The organism is Christiangramia sediminicola, from assembly GCF_031344135.1.
Taxonomy (GTDB): Bacteria; Bacteroidota; Bacteroidia; order Flavobacteriales; family Flavobacteriaceae; genus Christiangramia; species Christiangramia sediminicola.
In genome coordinates, this window is record NZ_JAVJIU010000004.1 from 360768 (window position 1) to 384422 (window position 23655).

General features: G+C 37.9%; 26 protein-coding genes. 23 read left to right on the top strand and 3 right to left on the bottom strand.

Annotated elements, in window-relative coordinates; all coding sequences use genetic code 11:
* Positions 1–46: 46 nt before the first annotated feature.
* Positions 47–655: a DUF4254 domain-containing protein gene (locus tag RE431_RS12135; protein ID WP_309562251.1), complete on the top strand. Its 609-nt coding sequence runs from the start codon at positions 47–49 to the stop codon at positions 653–655.
* A 5-nt stretch (positions 656–660) separates the two neighbouring features.
* Positions 661–1728, top strand: a complete 1068-nt coding sequence (locus tag RE431_RS12140) for a glycosyltransferase family 9 protein (protein ID WP_309562252.1) — start codon at positions 661–663, stop codon at positions 1726–1728.
* Between the two features lie 3 nt (positions 1729–1731).
* Here RE431_RS12140 and RE431_RS12145 read toward each other — a convergent pair whose 3' ends face one another.
* Positions 1732–2781 (bottom strand): 2Fe-2S iron-sulfur cluster-binding protein, encoded by a 1050-nt coding sequence (locus tag RE431_RS12145; protein ID WP_309562253.1) that lies wholly within the window; start codon positions 2779–2781, stop codon positions 1732–1734.
* A 96-nt stretch (positions 2782–2877) separates the two neighbouring features.
* Here RE431_RS12145 and RE431_RS12150 point away from each other — a divergent pair, with 96 nt between their 5' ends.
* From RE431_RS12150 to RE431_RS12250, 21 genes are all read left to right on the top strand, one after another.
* Positions 2878–4362, top strand: coding sequence for a DUF5687 family protein (locus tag RE431_RS12150; protein ID WP_309562254.1), 1485 nt, complete (start codon positions 2878–2880; stop codon positions 4360–4362).
* A 10-nt stretch (positions 4363–4372) separates the two neighbouring features.
* Entirely contained in the window at positions 4373–5083 is a 711-nt protein-coding gene (locus RE431_RS12155) for an ABC transporter ATP-binding protein (RefSeq protein ID WP_309562255.1), read from the top strand.
* Positions 5084–5177: 94 nt separating this feature from the next.
* On the top strand, positions 5178–7718 hold the full coding sequence (gene porW, locus RE431_RS12160; protein WP_309562256.1) for a type IX secretion system periplasmic lipoprotein PorW/SprE: 2541 nt from the start codon (positions 5178–5180) through the stop codon (positions 7716–7718).
* 12 nt (positions 7719–7730) lie between these two features.
* Positions 7731–8129, top strand: coding sequence for a bactofilin family protein (locus RE431_RS12165; RefSeq protein WP_309562257.1), 399 nt, complete (start codon positions 7731–7733; stop codon positions 8127–8129).
* Entirely contained in the window at positions 8110–8325 is a 216-nt protein-coding gene (locus tag RE431_RS12170) for an AtpZ/AtpI family protein (RefSeq protein ID WP_309562258.1), read from the top strand. The genes RE431_RS12165 and RE431_RS12170 overlap by 20 nt, the downstream gene beginning before the upstream one ends.
* The gene (locus tag RE431_RS12175) at positions 8326–8709 is read left to right on the top strand and encodes a hypothetical protein (protein WP_309562259.1); all 384 of its coding nucleotides are present in this window, start codon (positions 8326–8328) and stop codon (positions 8707–8709) included.
* A gap of 134 nt (positions 8710–8843) precedes the next feature.
* Positions 8844–9947, top strand: a complete 1104-nt coding sequence (atpB, locus tag RE431_RS12180; RefSeq protein ID WP_309562260.1) for a F0F1 ATP synthase subunit A — start codon at positions 8844–8846, stop codon at positions 9945–9947.
* Between the two features lie 24 nt (positions 9948–9971).
* Entirely contained in the window at positions 9972–10193 is a 222-nt protein-coding gene (gene atpE / locus RE431_RS12185; RefSeq protein WP_011711113.1) for an ATP synthase F0 subunit C, read from the top strand.
* An 84-nt stretch (positions 10194–10277) separates the two neighbouring features.
* The gene (locus RE431_RS12190) at positions 10278–10772 is read left to right on the top strand and encodes a F0F1 ATP synthase subunit B (RefSeq protein WP_309562261.1); all 495 of its coding nucleotides are present in this window, start codon (positions 10278–10280) and stop codon (positions 10770–10772) included.
* 3 nt (positions 10773–10775) lie between these two features.
* Positions 10776–11330 carry an ATP synthase F1 subunit delta gene (gene atpH, locus RE431_RS12195; protein WP_309562262.1) on the top strand — a complete coding sequence of 185 codons (555 nt, stop codon included), beginning with the start codon at positions 10776–10778 and terminating at the stop codon, positions 11328–11330.
* Positions 11331–11374: 44 nt separating this feature from the next.
* The gene (gene atpA / locus RE431_RS12200; protein ID WP_309562263.1) at positions 11375–12955 is read left to right on the top strand and encodes a F0F1 ATP synthase subunit alpha; all 1581 of its coding nucleotides are present in this window, start codon (positions 11375–11377) and stop codon (positions 12953–12955) included.
* Between the two features lie 46 nt (positions 12956–13001).
* Positions 13002–13862 (top strand): ATP synthase F1 subunit gamma, encoded by an 861-nt coding sequence (gene atpG / locus RE431_RS12205; protein WP_309562264.1) that lies wholly within the window; start codon positions 13002–13004, stop codon positions 13860–13862.
* Between the two features lie 113 nt (positions 13863–13975).
* Positions 13976–14419, top strand: a complete 444-nt coding sequence (locus RE431_RS12210; protein WP_309562265.1) for a hypothetical protein — start codon at positions 13976–13978, stop codon at positions 14417–14419.
* 60 nt (positions 14420–14479) lie between these two features.
* On the top strand, positions 14480–15922 hold the full coding sequence (locus RE431_RS12215; protein WP_309562266.1) for an oligosaccharide flippase family protein: 1443 nt from the start codon (positions 14480–14482) through the stop codon (positions 15920–15922).
* Between the two features lie 3 nt (positions 15923–15925).
* Positions 15926–16360 carry a dUTP diphosphatase gene (dut, locus tag RE431_RS12220; protein WP_309562267.1) on the top strand — a complete coding sequence of 145 codons (435 nt, stop codon included), beginning with the start codon at positions 15926–15928 and terminating at the stop codon, positions 16358–16360.
* Positions 16361–16381: 21 nt separating this feature from the next.
* Entirely contained in the window at positions 16382–17392 is a 1011-nt protein-coding gene (locus tag RE431_RS12225) for a sugar nucleotidyltransferase (protein ID WP_309562268.1), read from the top strand.
* A 9-nt stretch (positions 17393–17401) separates the two neighbouring features.
* Positions 17402–18766 (top strand): tetratricopeptide repeat protein, encoded by a 1365-nt coding sequence (locus tag RE431_RS12230; RefSeq protein ID WP_309562269.1) that lies wholly within the window; start codon positions 17402–17404, stop codon positions 18764–18766.
* The gene (gene lolB1, locus RE431_RS12235; RefSeq protein ID WP_309562270.1) at positions 18766–19536 is read left to right on the top strand and encodes a lipoprotein insertase outer membrane protein LolB1; all 771 of its coding nucleotides are present in this window, start codon (positions 18766–18768) and stop codon (positions 19534–19536) included. The genes RE431_RS12230 and lolB1 overlap by 1 nt, the downstream gene beginning before the upstream one ends.
* On the top strand, positions 19533–20756 hold the full coding sequence (locus RE431_RS12240) for a murein hydrolase activator EnvC family protein (protein ID WP_309562271.1): 1224 nt from the start codon (positions 19533–19535) through the stop codon (positions 20754–20756). The genes lolB1 and RE431_RS12240 overlap by 4 nt, the downstream gene beginning before the upstream one ends.
* Positions 20757–20857: 101 nt before the next feature.
* Entirely contained in the window at positions 20858–21502 is a 645-nt protein-coding gene (locus tag RE431_RS12245) for a hypothetical protein (RefSeq protein WP_309562272.1), read from the top strand.
* Entirely contained in the window at positions 21486–22106 is a 621-nt protein-coding gene (locus RE431_RS12250; protein WP_309562273.1) for an outer membrane beta-barrel protein, read from the top strand. The genes RE431_RS12245 and RE431_RS12250 overlap by 17 nt, the downstream gene beginning before the upstream one ends.
* On the opposite strand, the gene RE431_RS12255 is transcribed toward RE431_RS12250, so the two are convergent.
* Together RE431_RS12255 and RE431_RS12260 are read right to left on the bottom strand one after the other, a co-directional pair.
* The gene (locus RE431_RS12255) at positions 22107–22616 is read right to left on the bottom strand and encodes an acyl-CoA thioesterase (RefSeq protein WP_309562274.1); all 510 of its coding nucleotides are present in this window, start codon (positions 22614–22616) and stop codon (positions 22107–22109) included.
* 61 nt (positions 22617–22677) lie between these two features.
* On the bottom strand, positions 22678–23607 hold the full coding sequence (locus RE431_RS12260; RefSeq protein WP_309562275.1) for an HU domain-containing protein: 930 nt from the start codon (positions 23605–23607) through the stop codon (positions 22678–22680).
* Positions 23608–23655 lie beyond the last annotated feature (48 nt).

Sequence of the window (23655 nt, forward strand, 5' to 3'; positions counted from 1 at the left end):
TTGTTCTGAGGTCGTTTAAATCAAGAATCAGAAGAAATTAAAACATATGTTTTCAGATAAGGCTAATAGTATTTTTCAGGAAGTGATCGAGAAATATCACGAGAAAGACAGTGTAGATCAGGAATTTAAAAATCCTTATAACGCTGAAAAAGAACTATTGGAACATTTGCTATATAGAAAATGCTGGATAGATACCGTTCAATGGCATTATGAAGATATTATTCGTGATCAGAATATCGACCCAGTTGCCGCGCTTACTTTAAAACGTCAGATTGATGCTTCAAACCAGGATCGTACAGATACGGTGGAATTTATCGACAGTTATTTTTTAGAGAAGTACAAAGATGTTCAGCCAAATACAGATGCTACGATCAATTCTGAAAGTCCGGCATGGGCAATAGATAGATTGTCTATTCTTGCCCTGAAAATCTACCATATGGCTGAAGAAGCCGATAGAACTGATGCTTCACAGGAACACCAGATGAAGTGTAAAGCTAAACTAGACGTATTACTAGAACAGAGAGTAGATCTTTCTACGGCCATTAATCAGTTACTGGAAGCTATTTCGGAAGGTGAAAAATATATGAAGGTTTACAAGCAAATGAAGATGTACAATGATGATGAGCTAAATCCTGTACTTCGCGGAAATAAATAATTAGTATGAACAGCTCAGGGCAATCTTCAGCTAACAAAAACGGAAAAATAAAGCATATTCTAGCTATTCGTTTTTCTGCCATGGGAGATGTCGCCATGACCGTTCCTGTTTTGAGCGTTCTCGTTCACAAGTATCCGCATTTGCACATCACGGTGCTAACCAAGCAGTTTTTCAGACCTCTTTTTAGTCATCTTCCAAACGTGACCATTTATGAAGCAGATCTAAATGGAATTCATAGCGGAGTTCTGGGGCTGGGAACATTGGCATCAGACCTGCGGGATGAGGAAATAGATGCTGTGGCAGATCTTCACGATGTTTTGAGAACCAACGTGTTGAGGTCACTTTTCTATTTCTACGGAATGCCTTTTAAGCAAATTGACAAAGGCCGATCAGAAAAGAAAGCGCTTACCCGCGAAAACAATAAAGCATTCAAACAACTTAAATCTTCGCATCAACGCTATGCCGATGTTTTTGAGGATTTAGGCTTTCCTATAGATCTTTCTGAATACAAAGCTCCTGAAAAGAGAAAATTGCTTAGCAAGGTTTATGATGTTGTTGGAAAACAATCTCAAAAATGGCTGGGAATAGCTCCTTTTGCTCAGCACAGGTCCAAGTGTTATCCAGAAGATCTTATGGAACAGGTGATCGCTGATCTTTCTTCGAAAGGGAATATTAAGATCATCCTTTTTGGAGGTGGAGATTCAGAAAAGGAAAAACTGGAAAATTGGGAAGAAAAATATCCAAACACGGTTAGCATCGTTGGCAAGCTGAGGTTTACAGAAGAATTAAGCCTTATTTCGAATCTCGATCTAATGCTTTCTATGGATAGTGGAAATGCGCATTTAGCAGCAATCTATGCCGTTCCGGTAATTAGCCTTTGGGGAGTGACCCATCCTTATACCGGATTCAAAGCTTTTAATCAGCCGTTGGAAAACTGTATTCTGCCAGATCTTGATCTTTATCCTAAGATCCCGACTTCAGTCTACGGAAATAAATATCCGGAGGGCTACGAAGATGTGATGCGCAGTATTCCTCCGGAAAAGGTTATTCAAAAAATCCTGGAAATTCTTTAAGACTTAAACGTCGTCAAAATCTACTTTTAAAGTTGGAGTGGTTGGATGAGCCTGGCATGTAAGTATAAAACCTTCTTCGATCTCTTCATCTGTTAGGATCTGGTTTTTACTCATTTCGGCTTTACCTTCAGTAATTCTGGCCATACAGCTACTGCAAATTCCACCCTGGCAGGAATATGGAACGTCGATGTCATTTTCCAATGCAACATCGAGAACTACAGCTTTTCTGTCCATAGAAAATGAAAATTCTTCATCATCAACCATTATCGTAACAGCCGTTAGTCCGTCAGTATTACCTTCAATTTCCTTTTCTTCCGCAGTTGTGGTAAAAAGTTCAAATAAGATCTCATCTTCACTAACTCCGTTATTTTTCAGAACTTCAGAAACGTGATTGATCATTTCTTCAGGGCCACATATATAGAACCTGTCAAATGGATGATCCTTGAACTTATTTTTCACGATATAGTTAACCGTGCTGGTTTCGATTCTTCCAAAATGTGAATTCTCTTCGCGAGTTCGACTATAGATAAACTCTACAAAAAGTCTGTCCGGGAATTTAGATTGTAATTCTAACAGTTCCTTAAAGAAAATAGTGTCGTCTACTGTCTTGTTACCATAAGTAAGCACGAACTTGCTATTAGGTTCATCACGAAGAACAGATTTCACGATAGAAAGGATAGGGGTAATTCCACTTCCTGCGGCAAAGGCAGCATAGTTTCCTGGGTTGTCTCCAGGTGTAAAAGTGAATTTTCCTTCTGGTGGATGAACCTCTAGAACATCTCCAGCTTTTAATTTATTATTGGCGATTACTGAAAATTTTCCGCCTTCAACCTCCTTAACCGTTACTTTGAAATCTTCAGAATTAGGAGCGCTACAAAGAGAATATGCCCGTCTTAATTCTTCACCATCAATCTCGGTTTTAATAGTAATATACTGTCCTGAAGAAAAGTTGAATACCTCTTTCAGGTTTGCAGGGATCTCAAAAGATAAACTTACCGCTTGTGATGTTTCGCGAATTATTTCCTTTATTTTTAGCGGATAGAACTGACTCATTATTTTTTATTTGTGCGCAAAAATACAAAGTATGGTTGTTTTAGAAATGTAACAAAAGTTTAAATTTCCATACCAATGGAATAAATAGCGTTTTTTATGTTCAATAAATTTATCTGGCTGGAGTGGAAATCCTTTCTAAGATCTGCCAGTCTTGGAAAAAGTTTAGGTTTAAAAATCCTGATGGCTTTTTTGGCTTTATATTTTTCAGCGATGTTCTTTTTCCTGGGAATAGCTATGTTTCCGATGTTAAAAGAGATTTATCCAGATAAAAACCCTTTAAAAGTAGTGAACAGCTTTTTCCTGGTTTATCTGATGTTCGAGCTCCTTTTCAGGTTTTTATTGCAAACCTTACCGGTAGTAGATATCAAACCTTTAATGGTGATTCCTATTAAGAAAACCAAGGTTGTGAACTTTGTTCTTGTCAAGTCACTTTTCTCTTTTTACAATTTTCTCCCTCTTCTATTACTAGTGCCTTTCGGACTATTTTGTATTCTAAAGGAAGACTATCCCGTGGGTAACATGATTGGATGGATGATCGCAATATATGCCACGATCCTGTGTGTCAATTATCTCAACTTCATCATAAAAAAACGTTTTACTGAAAACCTGAAAGCTCTAATTCCGGTAATAATTGTTGGACTTGTTCTAGCTCTTTTAGATTACCTGGATATTTTTCAGATTACAGATTATGTAGGCAAGGTTTTCAATTACTTGTATAATCATCCATTTCTTGCAATAGCTCCAGTTGTAATACTGCTTTTGCTTTATTTATGGAACTTTAAAAATCTTTCAGGGAAATTTTATCTGGACGCCGGACTCAAAGGCAAAACCAAAACGGTAAATACGAAGGAATTCGGCTGGACCAAAAGATTTGGAAGTATTGCCCCTTTTCTTCAGCAGGACCTTAAACTTATCTGGAGAAATAAAAGACCAAAGACCACTATCTATCTTTCACTTATCATCTTAGGCTACGGAATGATATTTTACCCAAACGATGCCTACCAGGATATGCCGGCATTTTTTGTTTTTGTGGGAATCTTTATGACGGGTATTTTCATGATAAATTTCGGGCAGTTTGTTCCTTCCTGGGATGCGTTATACTACCCTATGATCATGGCTCAGAATATACCTTTAAGGCAATACCTGGCGTCAAAAATGATGCTCATTACTTTTAGTATAGGGGTTTTAGCGATACTAACCACGCCTTATATTTATTTTGGATGGAATATTTTACTGCTCAATATTGCCTGTGCGATCTATAACATTGGCGTAAATGTTCCAATGTTGTTATTTGCAGGTTCCTTCAACAAAAAGGCCATAGATCTGGATAAAAGTCCGTTTATGAATTATCAGGGGACCGGAGCTAGTCAGTGGTTGGTGAGTTTACCATTATTAACACTGCCAATATTCTTTTTCTGGCTAATGAACAAATTTGTCAATTATGAATCTGCCATCGCATTAATAGCAGGCTTAGGACTCATAGGATTAATATTGAGATCAACCATACTTACATTTCTTGTTCAGCAATATCGAAAAAGAAAGTACGTAACCATTGAAGGATTCAAACAAAAAGGAGACTAAAAAAATTACCATGATTACAGCAACCAACCTTTCAAAAGTATATAGCGGAAATAAAGTACTGGATATTGAGCATCTTGATATCCCATCGGGACAGAATTTTGGTCTTGTTGGGAATAACGGAGCAGGGAAAACGACCTTTTTTAGTTTACTTCTAGACCTCATTCAGCCAACAACCGGGAATATTTTCAATAATGAGATCACGGTAAGTCAGAGTGAAGAATGGAAACCTTTTACTTCGTCTTTTATAGATGAAAGTTTCCTTATCGGTTATCTTACGCCAGAAGAATACTTCTACTTTATAGGCGACCTTCGTAATAGAAATAAAGCTGATATAGATTCATTTCTGAGTCAATTTGAAGATTTCTTCAACGGAGAGATCATAGGCAGAAAAAAATACCTGCGCGATCTGTCTAAGGGAAACCAGAAGAAAGTTGGAATTGTAGCAGCCCTTATCGGAGACCCGGAAGTGGTGATTCTTGATGAACCTTTTGCCAACCTCGATCCAACAACGCAGATAAGGTTAAAAAAGTTGCTGAAAGAACTTTCTAATATAAGTGGTACAACGGTTTTGATTTCAAGTCATGACCTTATCCATGTTACTGAGGTTTGCGAGCGAATCGTCGTGCTGGATCGCGGAGTGATTGTTCGTGATATGGAAACTTCAGAAGCTACGCTCAACGAACTTAAAGAATATTTTTCACGTGAAATTGCCGAAGGCTAGGCAGACTCTTATTGGACTTTAGAAAAAGAAGTTTACTTTTACATACTAAACTAGTTGTATCAAAGTTATTCATGATACCCACAATTGGTTCATTTTGAATACGTTTACTCGAATTACACTTTTTCTAATACTTTCTGTGGCCATTTTCAGCTGCTCCAGGAAGAAGGACACTTTCATTAACAGGAATTATCACGCGGTAACTGCTGAATACAATACCTTGTATAACGGAGAGATCGCTCTTGAACAGGGACGTGAAGAGATCAATCAGAACTATACCGATAATTACTGGGACATTCTGCCTGTTGAAAGAATGAATGTGGATGAAAAGATCCTGCTTCCAGATAGTGTTCGTAACCAGAATTTTGGAAGGGCAGAAGAGAAGGCGGTAAAAGCTATTCAAAAACATTCCATGCAGATAAGCGGTAAGGAAAGAAATCCCCAAATGGATGAGGCTTACCTACTTCTGGGGAAAGCAAGATATTTTGACCAGAGATTTATTCCCGCTCTAGATGCGTTCAATTATATCCTTTATCGTTATCCGGCGAGTGATAATATCAATAATGCCAGGATCTGGCGTGAAAAAACGAATATTAGGATCGGGAATGAAAAGCTGGCGATAAAAAATCTAAAGAAGATTTTGGATTCAGATCGACTGGAAGATCAGGATATTGCCGATGCTAATGCAAGTTTAGCACAGGCTTATATCAATCTAAAATATGAAGACAGCGCTGTTTCACCTTTAAATAATGCAGCAGAATTTACCGATGTAAAAGCGGAAGAAGGTAGATATTACTATATTCTTGGTCAGCTTCATAACAGACTGGGAGAAACTGCCACAGCGAATGCAGCTTTTGACAGGGTGATAGAGCTGCATAGAAAATCGCCGCGAATCTACTACGTAAACGCACAGGTCCAGAAAGCGAGAAATTTTGATTTCAACTCTGGAAACAATCAATATTTACTTGATCTTTTAACCGAATTGGAAGAAGATAGAGAGAATAGGCCCTATCTTGATAAGATCTATTTTCAGCTTGGAGAATATTATTCCAGAATTGATTCTACAGAAACTGCCCTGGAATATTATAACAAATCTCTTAGGGCGCCATCGAGTGATATTTATCTGAAGTCTATTAATTACGAAATCTTGGCGAACATCAATTTTGACCGTGCCGAATATCAAAATGCTGGAAAATACTTCGATAGTACACTTACCTATATGTCACCAGATCTTCTGGAATACAGAACCATCAAAAAGAAAAGAACTAATCTTGATGATGTGATCAAGTACGAACAGATCGCTGAAGAAACTGATAGCATCTTAAGGTTAACGGCTCTTTCAGAAGATGACAGGATCACTTATTTTACAGAATATACAGATGCACTAAAAGAAAAGGCTCTAAAGAATATTGAAGCTGGCGAGTTGCCGGTTTATACTGCAAGTATTGGCGCCTCGAATAATTTTCCGTCTGCCAATGTGCCTCCTGCCGGGCCTAATAATTCTGGCAATACCTTTTACTTTTACAATCTATTAAGAGTTTCAAAAGGAGCTCAGGAATTCTTAAGAGTTTGGGGAAGCAGGGAACTGGCTGATAATTGGAGATGGGGTTCGACAGCATTGAATCAAAGCTCCACGAATGCCCAGGAAAGGTTGATGGACATCAATCTGGATAACGATCCTCTTTACGACCCTATGACCTATATAAACCAGATTCCAACAGAACAGTTGGTATTAGATAGTCTGGCCACACAGCAGAATCTGGCTTATTACCAGTTGGGGGTTATTTATAATGAGAATTATGCTGAATATGATTTGGCAGCAAAAAGACTGGAATTCTTGCTAGGTAACGATCCCCAGCAACGTTTAATTTTACCGGCGAAATATAACCTGTATAAAATTTACGGTGCTCAGAATAGATTGGATGAGCAACAACGAATGAGGAATGATATTCTTCAGAATTATGCTGATTCCAGGTATGCTGCTTTTATCAATAATCCTGAAAGCATACAAAGGGATGAAAATAGTCCTGAAGTGCTTTACAATAATTTGTTCCGTCAATATGAGGCTCAGGAATTTGAGGAAGTGATCAGTAAATCTAATGAGTATGTGCAGCAGTTTACAGGAGATCCTATGGTTCCAAAATTTGAATTGCTGAAAGCCAGGGCTACGGCAAGATTAATGGGAGTAGATGCTTATGAGCAGGCACTAAACTATGTTGCGGTTACTTATCCTCAAACCAAAGAAGGTCAGAGTGCGCAGGATATCATCAATAGAACGATCCCTGACTTAAAGACATTAGAATTTGTAAAAGATAGTCTTCAGAATAATTACAAATTGATCTATCCCATAAGTAATGATGAGGTAGAGAAAAATGAGGAAATCGTTAAAACTATTAAAAAATCTCTATCAGAATTAGACTACAATGACTTAAATGTTTCAGTCGACATTTATGATATTGACCGAAGTTTTATTGTAGTTCATGGATTAACCAGTAAATCCAAGGCTTTGGGTTATCAGGAATTATTACGAGAAAATAAAAAATATAAAATTGCAGGGGAAGCTTTTGTAATGTCCGCAGAAAATTATAGAATTGTACAAATTAAGAAAAATTTAAGAAATTACATGGACAACTATTAAACCCTGCTACATATGTTTTCTGAGACCAAAAAGACCAAACCTACATCAAATCAAAACGAACAAAATAGAATTGCTGCCGGCACCCTTATTACCGGCGAAATTTCCGGAAAAGGATGCTTTCGAATAGAAGGTACTCTTGAGGGAAGTTTAAAGACCCCGGGCAAAGTGGTAATTAGTAATGGAGGTTTGATCAATGGTACTCTGGAATGTGAAAATGCAGATATCGAAGGAAATTTTAAAGGTAAACTGTTCGTAAAAGGAACTTTGAGCCTTAGAAGTCCTGCAAATATTGAAGGTGAAGTTGTAGCCGGTAAACTTGCGGTAGAACCAGGCGCTGTTTTCAACGCAACCTGCGAAATGAGTGGAGGAGTTAAGCCGCTACCAAAAGAAAATGAAAAAAGATCAGCGTAACAAATACCTTGGCTTCGTAAATATTGCTTTTCAAATGGGCATTATTATCGCAGTTGGAGTTTTTCTAGGAATCTGGCTGGACGGCAAATTTCCAAATAAATACTCGGCTTATACCATTTCACTTTCTTTACTGGGAGTTTTTATAGCTCTTTACCAGGTATATAGGTCGGTTAAAAATCTGAATGAAGACGAATAAATGCAAGACAAACTAATTCCTTTCCTTAAAACTTTTATCCCGTTTTCGATCTTACTTCTTATCATTCAATTTACCGTGGTCAATTATTTACTGGAGATTGAATTTTACTATTCAACGATCGCGATCTATTCGTTTCATATCCTGGCAACCTTTCTAATTTATTTATCTCTGGTTTTTGTGAACAGATCTTTTAGTGATAAAACTGGTTTTGCTTTTATGGCCTGCAGTCTTCTGAAGATGCTTGCAGCAGTGCTCTTCCTTTTGCCTATGATGCTTAACGATGTTCCCAATCCATTTCTGGATCTGGTTGCATTTTTTATCCCATATTTTTTATATCTGATTTTCGAAACTATTTATGCTGTAAAGCTCATAAATATTAAATAACGAGCTGTCTTTCAGTAAAATCGTTAAAATTGCCGAAACACCTAAAAAAATATACGGCGGGCTTTCAGATAAAAATTAAAAGTATACCTTTGCACGGAAATTTAGAGCCCATAATTTTAAGTAGAACAGGTACTATGACAGCACGGAAATCTTTAGTGATTAGCTTGTACTTTGCGATAGCATTTACTATTTCCCCATTATTTTCTTTTGCTCAGGAACATGAGAAGGAGGAAACGTCACTTCAGGAAGCTGAAGAAAAGTTTAACGCAACCGAGATGATCATGCATCATATTGGTGATTCTCACGGTTGGCATTTCTTTGGAGAAGGGGATGGTTCAGTTACACTTCCGTTGCCGGTGATCCTTTATACAGATGGTGGGCTGGTAACTTTCATGTCTAGCGAATTTCATCATGATACTGAAGGGCATCATGTAGTGGAAAAAGATGGAATGCGCTTTGTTAATTTACACGAAGATATTTACAAATTGGATGCAGGTGCAGATGCTGTTGAATTTGATGCTGAGCATCATCCAGTAAACGCATCTAAACCATGGGATCTTTCTATCACAAAAAACGTTGCAGCAATGTTTCTTACTGTGATTCTTATGATCCTTTTCTTTTCAGTTGGTTTAGCTAGACACCACAAGAAGAACGAACATGCTCCGAAAGGTTTCAATAATGTACTTGAGACTTTAGTGCTTTTCGTAAGAGATGATATTGCGATTCCTCAAATCGGGGAGAAAAAGTATATGAAATTTATGCCATTCCTATTAACCGTGTTCTTCTTTATCTGGATCACGAACTTAATGGGTCTTTTACCTGGTGCGGCAAACGTAACTGGGAATATCGCGGTCACAGTTTCCTTAGGTCTTTTCACAATGTTGATCATGATCTTTAACGGAAATAAGGATTTCTATAAGCATACCTTCTGGATGCCAGGAATTCCTACATGGGTAAAACCAATCCTTGCAGTTGTGGAAGGACTTGGATTGCTTATTAAGCCGGCAGCACTTATGATTCGTTTATTTGCGAACATCACTGCGGGTCACATCATCATCCTGAGTTTGATCGGGTTGATCTTTATTTTAGAAAATGCAGGTATTGCCGGAGTTTCGGTTCCGTTTGCCTTATTTATAACAGTATTGGAATTGTTAGTAGCATTCCTTCAAGCGTTTATTTTTACGATTCTGTCTGCCCTGTTTATCGGGATGGCAGTTGAGGAACATGAACATCATTAATTTTAATTTTTAATTTTTTCAACTATGGAATTATTGTATGTAGGTCTTGCAGCTTTAGGAGCTGGACTAGCGGTTCTTGGAGCCGGAGTAGGTGTTGGTAAAATCGGTGGTTCTGCCATGGATGCTATCGCACGTCAGCCAGAAGCTTCTGGAAAAATCCAGACAGCTATGATTATCGCTGCTGCACTTGTAGAAGGTGTTGCTCTTTTTGGAGTAGTTGCCTCTTTATTAGGTGTATTAAGATAATTAATTTCAAAGAGTCCCTTTCGCAACGGTTGGTTGCGAAAGGACTTCTTTAAATGATGTTTCTAACTATTATTTTTTAAAACTATGGATTTAATAACTCCCGAAATTGGCTTGTTCTTCTGGCAAACCATCGTGTTTTTAGTATTGCTTTTCCTTATGGCGAAATTCGCCTGGAAACCTATTCTTAATTCAGTAAGAAACAGGGAACAGTCTATAAACGATGCGTTGGCTTCAGCTGAAAATGCACGTAAGGAAATGCAGAATCTAAAATCTGATAATGAGCAACTGATGAAAGAAGCTCGTGCAGAAAGAGATGCAATTCTTAAAGAAGCCCGTGAGTTAAAAGAAAAAGTGATTACCGATGCTTCTGAAGAAGCTAAAGTAAAAGCTGATAAGATCGTTGCAGACGCTAAAAGAAGCATTGAGCTTGAAAAGCAATCTGCAATGGCTGAATTGAAAAATCAAGTTGCGGAACTTTCAGTAGAAATCGCTGAAAAGATCGTTCGCAAAGAGCTTTCAGACAAAAATGAACAACACCAGATGATCGAAAAGATGATTGGTGATGCTAAGCTAAACTAAGTTATGAGAGGAACCAGAGCCGCACAACGTTACGCAAAGGCGATCCTTTCTTTAGCAAAGGATAAGAATTCGGCGGAAGCTGTAAATAAGGATATGATCTCTATCTCAAGAACTGTATTAAACAGCAGGGATCTTGAAAATATGCTTACCAGTCCTGTAGTAAAAGATAGTATCAAGAAAAGCGCTTTACTTGAAATTTTCAAGGATCTTGATGCAGTTACCAAAGGTGCAATTGATATTCTGTTGGAGAATGGAAGAATTTCGATTCTACATATTGTTGCAAGACAGTATATCATTTTATTTAATGAAATGAACAATGTACGGCAGGCTGTTGTTACAACTGCGGTACCTCTAGATAAAGAACTTGAAACTGTAATTCTTGCCAAGGTGAAAGAATTAACAGGTTCAGAAGCCAGTCTTAAAAGCATCGTAGATGATAGCATCATCGGTGGTTTTGTTTTAAGAGTGGGAGATTTGCAGTATGATGCAAGTGTTTCAAGAAATCTTACAAGACTAAAAAGAGAATTAAAAGACAACACATACGTTTCAAAAATTTAATTAAAACCGGTACGCATTAGCGTTCCATTTTATCTTGAATAATTATGGCAGAAGTAAATCCTGCTGAAGTATCAGCAATATTAAAACAACAATTATCAGGTTTTGAATCCAAGGCCTCTCTAGACGAAGTAGGTACCGTTCTAACCGTAGGTGACGGTATTGCTAACGTTTACGGATTGGCTAATGCTCAGTACGGAGAATTGGTTCAGTTTGAAAGCGGTCTGGAAGGGATCGTTCTTAACCTTGAAGAAGACAATATTGGGGTAGTACTTTTAGGTCCTGCAAAAGAGATCAAAGAAGGTTCTACTGTAAAAAGAACTCAGCGAATCGCTTCTATCAATGTTGGTGAAGGTATTGTTGGCCGTGTGGTTGATACACTTGGAGCTCCAATTGATGGTAAAGGTGCAATTGAAGGTGAGACTTTTGAAATGCCACTAGAGCGTAAAGCTCCTGGAGTTATCTATCGTCAGCCGGTAACTGAGCCACTTCAAACTGGTATTAAATCTATCGATGCGATGGTACCGGTAGGAAGAGGTCAGCGTGAGTTGGTGATTGGTGACCGTCAAACAGGTAAAACCACTGTTTGTATCGATACCATTCTTAACCAGAAAGAATTTTACGATGCTGGTGAGCCAGTATATTGTATATATGTAGCTATTGGTCAGAAAGCTTCTACGGTTGCAGCTATCGCTAAAACATTAGAAGATAAAGGTGCTTTAGCTTACACCACTATTGTTGCGGCAAACGCATCAGATCCTGCTCCAATGCAGGTTTATGCTCCTTTCGCAGGTGCAGCGATTGGTGAGTACTTTAGAGATACAGGTCGTCCTGCATTGATTGTTTATGATGATCTTTCTAAGCAGGCGGTTGCATATCGTGAGGTGTCCCTTTTACTTCGTCGTCCACCGGGACGTGAAGCATATCCTGGGGATGTGTTCTTCCTTCACTCAAGACTTCTTGAGCGTTCGGCTAAGGTAATTGCTGATGATACGATTGCAAAGCAAATGAACGACCTTCCTGATGTTCTTAAGGACAAGGTAAAAGGTGGCGGGTCACTTACCGCTCTTCCAATTATCGAAACTCAGGCCGGTGACGTTTCAGCTTATATTCCAACCAACGTAATTTCGATTACCGATGGTCAGATCTTCTTAACTTCAGATTTATTTAACTCTGGTGTTCGTCCAGCGATTGATGTGGGTATCTCTGTATCTCGTGTGGGTGGTTCGGCTCAGATCAAGTCTATGAAGAAAGTTGCTGGTACATTAAAACTTGACCAGGCTCAGTATCGCGAACTTGAAGCGTTTGCGAAGTTTGGATCTGACCTTGATGCAGCTACAATGAACGTGATCTCAAAAGGTAAGCGTAACGTGGAAATCCTTAAACAGGGACAAAACGATCCTTACCCGGTAGAAAACCAGATCGCGATCATTTACGCAGGTTCTAAAAACTTATTGAGAGATGTGCCTGTAGAGAAGGTAAGAGAGTTTGAAAGAGATTATATAGAATATCTTGATGCTAAGCACAGAGATACGCTAGATACTCTTAAAGCAGGAAAATTAACTGATGAAGTAATTGATACATTAACTCAGGCTGCTAAAGAACTTTCGTCTAAATACAAGAACTAAATTTAAAATTCAGGATTACTAGATTTTGAATTTATAATTATAACAAATGGCAAACTTAAAAGAATTACGTAGCAGGATCACTTCGGTTTCCTCAACGATGCAGATCACCAGCGCCATGAAAATGGTGTCGGCTGCAAAATTGAGCAAGGCTCAGGATGCAATTACATCTATGAGACCTTATTCCGAAAAGCTGACTCAGTTGCTACAGGATTTAAGTGCTACTCTGGATGATGACTCTGGGAGCAAATTTGCTGAAGAGCGTGAGGTGAATAAAGTTCTTATCGTTGCTATTTCCTCTAACAAAGGTTTGGCCGGGGCTTTTAACACCAACATCATCAAGAAGGTAAAAACTAAGATTCAGGAAGAATATCAGGGAAAAGATGTAGATCTTTTAACTCTTGGAAAAAAGGGAAATGATATTCTTAAGAAGAGCTTTAATGTTTACAAGAACGATAACGCGATCTTCGATGATCTTAGCTTTGAAAATGTATCTGAAATTGCAGAAGAGTTAATGCAATTGTTCCTTGACGGAAAATATGACAAAATTGAAGTTGTATACAACCAGTTCAAGAACGCGGCTACTCAATATGTAATGGATGAGCAATTACTTCCTATTCAAAAATTTGAAAGCGAAGATAATAAGCAACTGGATTACATTTTTGAACCTTCAAAACTTGAGATCGTTAAAGATCTAATCCCTAAATCTCTTAAAATGCAGCTATTTAAAGCGCTAAGAGACTCTTTTGCGGCAGAGCATGGTGCGCGTATGACTGCGATGCATAAGGCTACAGACAACGCTAAGGAGCTTAGAGATGATCTTAAATTATCATACAACAAAGCTAGACAGGCTTCGATTACCAATGAGATCCTTGAGATTGTTGGAGGTGCAGAAGCTCTTAACGGATAAAAGTAAGTCTGAAGTAAATTCAGAACAACGAACAAAAAAGCCTTCTTTTTAGAGGGCTTTTTTATTTGGTATGGGTTTTGTTTTTATAACTTCAAATCTAAAAAACAGACGATATGAAAAATGTAATACACTTAATGGCGGGAATATTTATATTAACCGTTTTTGCTTCTTGCGGAAGCAATAAAGATCTTCAGGAACGGGCGCCTGCGCAGTTCAATGAAGTCTTTTATACCTATAATTCAGATGGAATTCAATTGAATATTCCGGTAGCTGTAATTCAGGATGAGAGAATCACTATGGATGCTGTGTATTTTCACGGAATGAAATCTCCTCTTAAAAAAAGTGAAGAAAAGCCGAATCTTTATGTGGCAAATTTCCGCATGGGAAGCGGTGATATGGTAATGGATGAAGATCCTAAAAAGGAATATGGAAACAAACCACCACAATTACCAGAGGAAAGCCCGTTTTCTATAGATGAAGATGAAGCCATTCTTGTTTTCACTCAAAATGATAAGATGAGATACTACAAGCTAACAGGAATTGTGGAAAAGGAATAAAGCGAAAGCTTTTATAATCCTGATTTATTCAGATATTTGTAATAAACCAACCTGCTCCTGTTGAGTACTTTAAAAAGATTTTTTCAAGACACTCTTATTTACGGTTTTGCAACGGTATTTCCCAGACTGATGAATTTTGTTCTGGTGCCGTTGCATACAGATATCTTACCTGCAGAAGAATATTCAGTGAATACTGTATTTTATGTATGGGCAGCATTTTTTAATGTTCTGCTTACATACGGAATGGAAACCTCTTTTTTCAGATTCTTTAGCAAGGCGAAGGAAAAATCTAATGTGTTTTCTACTGCGTTCATAGCTCTTACAGTAAGCACTATTTTATTCGCGGTTGGTGTTTTCCTTTTCCAGGATCAATTAATCGCTTTGTTGGATCTGGATCCGTTTTATTTCCAGTTACTTTTCAGTGTTATAGTTCTGGACACTTTGGTTGTTGTTCCATTTGCTTATTTAAGAGCAACCGGAAGACCAATTAAATTTGCCGGGATCAAGGTGATCAATATTCTTATTGTAGTTCTTCTAAATCTGTATTTTCTCTGGTTTGTGAGAGACTATCCGCAATTCGCACCACAGCTAATTTTAGATAATTACGGGCCTAAGGATATTGTTGGATATATATTCATCGCCAACTTGGCGGCCAGTGCAGTCACATTTTTACTATTACTGCCCTATTTTTTTAAAACGAAGATCAGTTTCGATTTTGGCATTTTTAAACAGATGTGGAAGTATGGCTGGCCCATAATGGTTGCCGGTATCGCATTTGTCATTAATGAAAACCTGGATAAGTTATTAATTAAGGATATGATCTCAGACGAGATCATGGGAGCATATTCAGGATGCTATAAACTGGCGGTTTTCATGACCATTTTTGTGCAGGCATTCAAGATGGGAGCAGAACCATTTTTCTTTAACCATGCAGAAAAGGAGAATGCTCGGGAAACCTATGCCGATATTCTTAAGTATTTCGTTATTTCCGGCAGCCTTATTTTCCTGGTTCTGGTTTGCTTTATAGATTTTTTCAAGAGTCTTGTAATTAGAGATCCGGAATATTGGATGGCCATCAGTATCGTTCCTATTATCTTGTTAGCGAACCTGTTTCTTGGAATATATCATAACCTTTCAGTCTGGTATAAACTTACTGATAGAACGCGCACAGGAATGTATATTTCAATTCTTGGAGCCATTATAACTATTGCTTTAAATATGGTGCTAATTCCTGTATTGGGTTTTATAGCGGCCGCGTGGGCAACTCTAGTGGCTTACGGCAGCATGATGCTCGTTTCTTATTTCCTCGGAAAAAAGTACTATCCTGTACCTTACGATATCAAGCGGATTGGTGGATATTTAATGCTCTCGGTGATCATTTCAGCGCTTTCGTTTTATGTTTTTCCCGGAAATTATTTTGTGGGAATACCGTTACTATTACTTTTTATCGGAATAGTTTATTTTTCAGAAAAAGAACAAATTCTCAAAATCATACAATCTTAAATAATGGAGATTAAAATTATAAACAAGTCGGCCCATAAATTGCCGCATTACGAAACAGATTTTTCTGCAGGGATGGATCTTCGAGCAAATATTGAAGAGCCTATAACCCTAAAGCCGTTGGAAAGAGCTATAATTAAAACAGGTCTTTTCATGGAGTTACCTCTGGGTTTTGAAGCTCAGGTAAGACCTCGTAGTGGTTTAGCAGCTAAAAAAGGAATCACAGTACTTAATGCTCCCGGCACAATTGATGCTGATTATCGGGGAGAAATAGGGGTGATACTTGTAAATTTGTCTAATGAAGAATTTGTAGTGAACAATGGAGAGCGAATCGCTCAAATGGTCATTGCGAAACATGAACATATTTCCTGGAACGAAGTAGATATCCTTGGTGAAACTTCACGTGGAGCCGGAGGATTTGGAAGTACAGGACACAAATAAGAATTAATTTAAAAAGTAAAAATGAAAATTATTGTACCAATGGCAGGTCGTGGTTCACGACTTCGTCCACATACTTTAACTGTGCCAAAACCGTTAATTCCTATAGCGGGGAAACCAATCGTACATCGTTTGGTGGAAGATATTGCAAAGGTTCTTGATGAAAAGATTGATGAAGTTGCATTTATCATAGGTGAAGATTTTGGAGAAAAGGTAGAGCAAGACCTGATGAAGATCGCAAACAGTCTTGGGGCTAAAGGAACGATCTATTATCAGGATAAACCTCTTGGAACCGGTCATGCGATCATGTGTGCCAAGGAATCACTTACAGGTCCTGCGGTAGTTGCGTATGCTGATACCCTTTTCAAGGCAGATTTCAATCTTGATAAATCGGCAGATGCTGTGATGTGGGTGAAGAAAGTGGAGAACCCTTCGGCTTATGGAGTAATTAAATTGAACCAGAATAACGAGATTACAGATCTTGTTGAAAAGCCAGAAGAATTTGTTTCAGATCTAGCAGTTATCGGTATCTATTACTTCAAAGATGTTGAAGTGTTGAAGAATGAACTTCAGAACGTTCTTGATGCAAAGTTAACCCGTGGTGGGGAATACCAGATCAATGATGGGATTGAAGCCATGCGTAAGAACGGTCTAAGATTTGTTCCTGGAAAGGTTGATGAATGGATGGACTGCGGTAATAAGAATGTTACTGTAGAAACTAATGGAAGAATGCTGAATTTTCTTCACCAGGACGGTGAGAAGCTAATCTCAGATTCAGTTAAGATCAAAGATTCTGAAATTACAGAACCTTGTTACATTGGTGAGAACGTGGAATTGATCAATGCGAAAATTGGTCCGAATGTTTCAATTGGTGACGGAACTAAGATTGAAAATTCAACGATTAAAAATAGCCTTATCCAGACTTTTGCAGATGTGAAAAATGCAAAACTTGATAATGCCATGATTGGTAACCATGCTAGATTTGATGGAGATTTCACCCAAATTAGCATTGGTGACTATTCTGTATTAGAATAAAGAATTAAAATGAAAAACCTGTTTATCATCCTAATAATGGCTTTGCTAGCATTTCCTGCAAGATCGCAGGAGATTCCGCAGCCGTTTCAGGATGTTAACCAGGATGATCTTGGTAATGTAAGTGATGAGTTCCAAGAGTTATTCTTTGCAGCTCTTAAACAAAAAGGCATTGAAAATTATGAAAAAGCGATCACGGCTTTAGAAAAATGTCTTGCCCTTGATACCGAAAAATCGGTAGTCTATTTCGAACTTGGAAAAAATTACCGTGAACTGGAAAAGTTTGACCAGGCAATTTCTAATTTTAAAAAAGCCAGCGAACTGGAACCAGAAAAGGAATCTATTCTGGTATTTCTATTCCAGACCTATGGAATGACTGAGGATTTTGAGGGCGCCATCGCAACTTTGAAAAAGCTTATTCTATTTGATGAATCTTATAAGGAAGACCTTGCCAATCTCTATTTACTGAATGAAGACTATGATAAGGCCTTAGGTTTGCTGGACGAGTTAGATGAAAAACTCGGTGCAAATTCTTATCGAAACTCTCTAAGACGACAGATCTTCGCCAGAACTAATAATACTGGAGCACAGATCCAGAACTTGCAGCAAGGAATTACAGACAATCCTGAAGTAGAACAGAATTATCTCAATCTTATTTATATCTACAGCGAAAACGGTGAAGAAGAAGAGGCGTTTAAGATCGCAGAGGAGCTTTTAGCTACAAATCCAGGCTCTACACTGGCACATCTGGCTCTTTATAAGTTTTATCTGAATAAAGGCGATACAGAAGCCGCTGTGGCTTCAATGAAAATTGTTTTTGAAAGTGAAGAAATAGATGCGGAATCAAAATTCAAGGTTTTGAATGACTTTTTAAATTTCGTTCAGGAAAACCCGGAATACGAAGATGATCTAATTGAAGTAGCCGGAAAACTTTCTGAATGGGAAGATGCTCCAAAACTTTTTGAACAATTAGGAAGTTATTACCTAAAAAGAAATAACCGGGAAGATGCGTTAAAGTTTTTCGAATTAGGATTAAAAGAGAACCCTGAGAACTTTGAATTAACAAAGAATACACTTCTTTTGCAGTTGGAATTCGGAAAGTTTGAACTAGCGCGGGAACTGAGTGGAGAAGCCCTGGAAAGTTTTCCATCGCAACCCATGCTTTACCTTTTCCAGGGAGTGGCTATGAATAAGCTTTCTCAGTTTGAAGATGCAGAGGAAAGTTTAAAAGATGGTCTGGATTACCTGATCGATGATACCATGATGGAAATCGATTTTTACTCACAGCTTGCCATAAGTTACCATGGTATGAAAAATGCAGATAAAGCTGAAGAGTATCGCCGTAAGGCAGAAAATTTAAAAAAAGAGATTAACTGATGTTAAATAGAATATTTGCCCTGATCCTGATCTCGGTTTTTATTGTTTCCTGTGGAAGCAGTAGATCTGCCGGAAAGATCACCACAAAAGATGCTGAAGCAGTTTCAGTGATCAAAAAACATTACACTTCAGAAACTCAATTCAAAACAGCGTCCGGGAAACTACGTGCTGTATATCAGGATGATGAAAAGACTCAATCTGTAAACCTTAGTTTCAGACTGGAAAAGGATAAAGCGATCTGGATGAGCGCTAGTATTTTAGGATTTCCAGTGGCAAAAGCCTACATCACTCCAACAAGCGTGAGTTACTATGAAAAAGTAGGTCAGACCTATTTTGATGGGGATTTCAGCCTGGTAAGTGATTTTCTGGGAACACCGTTGGATTTTCAGAAACTTCAGAATTTGTTGATAGGACAGGCAATATATGACCTTCGCGATGAGGAATATAATTTTCTTCAATCACCAAGAGGTTTTCAATTTGTAAAAGACGATGGCACTTCTATCAAAAAAATGTTTCTACTAAATCCAGCTAACTTTAAAGCGGAAGCTCAACAATTAGCGCAGGAACAGGATAATCGAAGTCTCACCGTGACATATTCAGATTATCAGAATGTGGATGGTTTAATATTTCCTGATAATATTAAGATCATCGCAAATGAAGGTGGATCAAGTACAAATATTGACCTTACCTACAGATCTATTAGTTTTAACGAGGAAGTTAGCTTCCCATTTGATATCCCATCAGGTTACGAAGAAATCAGCTTAAAATGATTCAACTTAAGTTTTCAAGATCCCTTTTATTTATTCTATTTCTCAGCGTCGGCCTCAATTTTGCCTATGCACAAAGCAATCGTGAAGACCTTGAAAAAAGGAGGATAGAATTGCGTAATGAAATTAGCCGGATCAATGAACTTAGGATTTCAAATCAGAAAAAGCAGCGCTCGGTTCTAGGTCAAGTTGAAGATCTTAATCAGCAGATAAAAAGTACCGAAGATCTTATTAAGCTTACCAATCAGCAGGCAAACTTACTTACGCGAGAAATAAGTACCAATACCAATAAGATTGGTCAGTTACGTAAAGAACTGGAAAAGCTGAAAGAAGACTATGCGAGAATGATCGAGAAGTCTTATAAAAGTAAATCCCAACAGAGCAGGGTGATGTTTTTGCTTTCTTCTCAAAACTTTCTACAGGCATACAAGCGCCTTCAGTACATGAAGCAGTATACCAATTATCGTAAGCAACAGGGAGAAGAGATCAAGGCGAATACAGCTGAACTTCAGCAGCTTAATGCGAGATTGGTTGAACAGAAGGAAGAGAAAGAAAAATTAATTGCTGAAAACAGGAAAACAAGGGCTGATCTTGAAAAAAACAGGAAATCTCAGCAAACCTTAATGGCGACCATTCGAAAAAGGGAAGGTGAATTCGCTACACAGATAAGATCCAAGCAGAACGAGATCGATGAAATAGACCGGGCAATTGATAAAATGATACGCGAGTCTATTGCCAAAGCGAATAAAGAAAGCGGTTCAAGTTCAAGAAGTGCTTATGAATTAACGCCGGCTGCTAAAGCTCTTGCAGCAGATTTCAATAACAATAAAGGAAAATTACCTTGGCCAGTACAATCTGGTGTTGTGACCATGCGATTTGGACAACAGCCTCATCCGGTGGTAAAATCAGTAATGGTTAATAATAACGGAGTTCGAATAGATACAGATAAGGACGGTAAAGCCCGGGCAGTTTTCAACGGAACTGTAAGTGAAGTTCAGGCGGTTAAAGGAGCCAACCAGGCCGTAATGGTTAGACACGGAGATTTTATTACCATCTATAATAACCTTGAGGAGGTTTATGTTAAAAGAGGGGATAGGGTAACTACAGAACAGGAAATCGGGAAGGTTGCTACCAGCAGAACTACTGGAAAAACAACGCTACACTTCCTGCTTTATAAAAACGATCAGAAAATGGATCCTGCAGACTGGATTTACAGGATGTAACTTCATACGCAACCATTAAACAAATCTTTCATCTAATAAGTATGAAAAAATATCTATTTCTTCTGCTAAATTTAATTTCATTGAGTTGTGAAGTGGAAATCATGGATAATAGAAGAGCCCAGTTTAAAGGTGAACTTGTAGATGAAAATAATATTGCTTTATCTGACGCTAAAGTAAATCTTGGAATAGAGATTCCTGGATTTAAGACTAGTAATTTTCAAACTATTGCCGAAGATATTACCAATGGGCAGGGGCAATTTGATTTTCTAACTCTCCAGCCGGAAAACAAGGTCATGTACTTACGTATTTCTAATATATCAGAAGAATCGAATTTCTCTCTAGAACTTGTTCAAACAATTTTGAACAATGCTGGACCTCTGTTCGATTTTGGGGAGATACAAATTCGTACTCCCAGAAGATTTAGTGTGAATTTTCAAAATACCTCAGGTTCTGAAGAGCAGGTTTTTTTTGAATATACATATGTAACTTTTACTCCGTTAGTAAGTGATCTGCCTGGTTGGAGGACCGTTCGAGGATACAATATGGAATACGAAGAATCTGAAGAACAAACCTGGCTTGGTTCTTTTGGAGAAAATACCGAGAAAGTAATAAGTTTAACAACATTATTGAATACCGAGATAAAATTACGTTATAGCATTGGTGAACCACTTCATCTTTCAGATAACATCCAAGAGATTAATTTCGTAATTGACCAAACTATGAATGAATATGTGGTTGAATATTAAGCTCATCCTGTTATTTTCTCTTCTAGGATTTTCAAGATTGTCAGCACAGGAAAAGCCGGATTCCATATCCACAAAAACTGAAAAATATAATAGATTTCTTGTATATGCGGGAGTAAATAGAAATTTCTCTACTGGAGACGGTTTCATTTCAGATGCCTATGATTTGAGTTTTGGTGGTGAGTTAGGCCTAGATTTTATGATAACCAAAAACTTGCTAATTGGTTTTCAATTTGATCTTTTAAAGGCAACCGCTACAAAACCTGAAGATCTTGCGGGAGTTCAGGAAACAAAAATAATTTCCTCTTCTCTTCATCTTGGCTATAAGTACTACTTTAGCAACCTATTATTTTTGAATCTCACTGGGGGCTTTGGACATGCCAGATACTCCAACAAAGCTTCTTTCGGAAGAAAATTTCACGATGATGCATTCTTTTTATATGCTAAGCCCAAACTCGGTTATACGTTCGATGAAAACTGGAGTTTTTACCTGGCCGCTGCAATAAGAAATGATAAATTAAGGATTGAAACTACTCCCGATTTTGAAGATTATTTTGATAATTCTACCAGAATTCCTATTTCTCTTGGAATTCAATTAGGTTTCTAATTACTCAAATAAAGCTTTTAGCTCTGTAGCTTCCTTGGGCTTCATCTTTCCTGCAAGTACTAAACTCAACTGTTTTCTTCTTAAAGCTGCATCAAAACGTTCTTTTTCAAGATCGGTTTCAGGTTTTAATGCTGGAATTTGAATTGGAGTTCCGGTTTCATCAACAGCAACGAATGTGTAAATAGCTTCATTTGCCTTTGTTCTGCGACCACTTTCACGATCTTCTACCCAAACATCTATGTATATCTCCATAGAGCTCTTAAATGCCCTGGAAACAACTGCCTCTACAGTTACAACACTTCCTAGCGGAATAGCTTTATTAAAAGCAACATGATTAACAGATGCGGTCACTACAATTCTACGGCTATGTCTTCTCGCAGCGATGCTCGCAGCACGATCCATACGCGCAAGTAATTCACCTCCAAACAAATTGTTTAGCGGATTGGTTTCACTTGGTAAAACAAGATCGGTTAACGTAGTACGTGATTCGCTTGGTGATTTAGCCTCCATGTCAATTTTTTTGCAAAAATAAGGAGGATAGGTGAGAGTAAGCCGTTAACAAAGTATTAAATTACAGTTCCTGAACTAATAGCCAGGCACCTTCATTTGTTCTTTTTACTTCGTAAAGTTTATTTATTGCTTCTCTTCTGGTTTGATGACTTGAATAAACAACCTGGTGCAATCCGTATTTGTTGGCACCAATATACCTGGCTTTAAATCCAGCATCTTTCAGCTCATGAACCTTTTTGTGAGCATTTTCTTCAACTCTAAATGCACCTGCAACGATATGGTAATCTCCAGATTGTTTTTCAACTTCAAAAGTCACGGCCGGAAGTGGATTATCAATCACAAAAGTAGCCTGCTGAATTTGCTGTTGCAGTTGATTTTCAGCTTCCTGTTGCTCAGCAATATTATGCTTGGAAACCTGACTGCTGTAAATATTTAAACCTGCGAAGCTGGAAATACCAATAGCAATAAGTCCGATTGCAGCATATTTAAGAAGTGAAGATCTTCTCTTTTCAGGAGTAAATAACAACGGTGCTTTTTCTTCAATTTCCTCAACCTGTTTTTTGTATACTTCTCTTTGAACAGCAATTGTCTTATAAGAAGATAATCCAAACGACTGAGTAAGGAAATTGATGTCTGAAAATGGCTCAAACTGAAGTTTGTCTTCGCTGTCCAGATAGAATTTCCCAATATTCGCTAATTCTGCCTTAGCTTCATTTTGCAATGAATTTTCCAGATCATACACAAATTCCTTGATCATGTTGTTTGCCGAATTATACTTTACAGATTCAACCTCTGCTATATAATTTGCAAGTAAACCATCATTTTTGATCAACTGCCTGTTAAAGGAAATCACCTTGTTTGGTGGATAGAATTCGTTTGATTCGCTATCTATATAAGCTGACTGCTTTTGTGAAAGGAAAGCGCCGAAGCCCGGAAGCACCACGCATTCGTATCTATAAAGCAGGTCCTGGATGTGATTGGAAATATTCATTGGTCGCAAAAATATAGGTTATTGGCAGTGCTATAAAGTTACCCAAAG